Annotated in this window: 2 protein-coding genes; both read left to right on the forward strand. The window is 53.0% G+C overall.

Features of this window, described 5'->3' with window-relative positions:
• Positions 1-1,107, forward strand: a 1,107-nt coding sequence (locus ABX962_RS35655) for an FAD-dependent oxidoreductase (RefSeq protein WP_372726398.1), incomplete at its 5' end; no start/stop codon positions are given.
• Positions 1,108-1,459: 352 nt separating this feature from the next.
• Positions 1,460-1,740, forward strand: a 281-nt coding sequence (locus ABX962_RS35660) for an RNA polymerase sigma factor (RefSeq protein WP_372726399.1), incomplete at its 3' end; no start/stop codon positions are given.

The following is a 1,740-nucleotide window of genomic DNA, read 5'->3' on the forward strand; positions in this document are numbered from 1 at the left end:
GGCTTCTCGACTGACTTTATCGGGCAAAACTATGACTACCCCGAAGCAACCGATGCGGAACGTCAGCAGATTGTCGAGCGGCACCGTAGTTACCAGCAAGGGCTGTTTTGGACGATGGCCAATCATCCACGTGTTCCCGAAGCGACTCGCAAAATCGTAAGCCGCTGGGGCACATGTAAAGATGAATTCGAGCGAGAGGACGGCTGGCAACAACAACTCTATATTCGCGAAGCTCGGCGATTGGTTGGCGACGCTGTGATGACGCAACATCACTGTCAAGGTCGCACGGTGGCGGAAGACCCCGTGGGGATGGCTGCCTACACGATGGATTCGCACAATGTCCAGCGTTACGTTGATGCAAACGGGCACGCTCGCAACGAAGGCGATGTGCAAGTCGGTGGATTTCCTCCCTATCCGATCTCGTATCGGTCGCTATTGCCCAAGGCGAACGAATGCACGAATTTGATCGTTCCGGTATCGCTCAGTGCGTCGCACATGGCATTCGGTTCGATCCGGATGGAACCGGTGTTTATGGTGTTGGGACAATCATCGGCGACCGCTGCGATCCAGGCGATTCGTGACAAGCAAACGCTGCACGAAATCGATTATGCAAAATTGCGAGAACAATTGACGACCGATAAACAGGTGTTGGATTGGAAACCGGTACTACGCGAAGGCTTCTCGATCGACCCCAAGAAACTATCGGGAATCGTCGTTGATGACGTGAACGCTAAACGCACCGGATTCAACGGAGCGGGACATACGGTACCAAAGTTTGTTGGACACAACTATCGCCACGACGGGGACTTCAACAAAGGGCAGCAGCTGGCAACGTATTCGTTGCCTGTGGCAAAACGAGGACGTTATGCCGTGCGGATGTCTTACACCGCCAATCCCAACCGCGCCTCGAATGTTCCGGTCACGATCACCCGCAAAGATCAGACACAGACGGTGATGGTCAACCAACGGAAAAGTCCAGGCGAAGAAGGCTTCCTCACGCTGGTCGAGGACGAGATGAGTAGCGGCAACATTACCGTGACGATCAGCAACGAAGGTACCAACGGTTACGTCGTCATCGACGCCGTGCACTTGATGCCCATCAAGTAATTTCAAACGAACGTCTTTCGTCGCCGCTTGGGAACGTCGCGGATTGAATCGACCTCCCTTCGCGGCCTGGCTGCGAAGAAAAAGTGAGAAATGGGTGCGGATGCGATCGCAAAGAGGGCATTGCTTGTTTGCAAAGCCCAGGTGCCGCCGTGTCCCATTCATGGAATTCGGCTGGCAACGAATCCAATCGCTTTGCTCAATGGCGATTTGTCGGGATCATGAAATCCGATAAATCGCTTTGGAAATTTTGTCCGCTTGATGTTGCGAGCTGAACGATTGTGCACATTTCAGTGATTGATTTGTCATCTCCGCTCGCAAAGGTGTAAAATTGTGAGCACATAAGGAGATTGGCATGATGGACGTTCCAGTGGAGACGGAGAAGCGTTCGGCCATCGATCCCGCAATGTGGGTTGATGAGTATGGTGACAGTCTGTACCGGTATGCGTTATCGCGTTTGCGTGACGTCGAGGCCGCAGAAGAAGTCGTCCAGCAAACTTTTCTCGCGGGGATTGAGCATATCAAGCAGTTTTCAGGCCAAGGCTCGGAACAAGGCTGGTTACTAGGAATCCTGAAACGCAAGATTATCGATTTGGTTCGTGCCCGCAGCCGGACGACCCAATTGATCGAAGAGGA

It is taken from the genome of Novipirellula sp. (genome assembly GCF_041583735.1).
Taxonomy (GTDB): domain Bacteria; phylum Planctomycetota; class Planctomycetia; order Pirellulales; family Pirellulaceae; genus Novipirellula.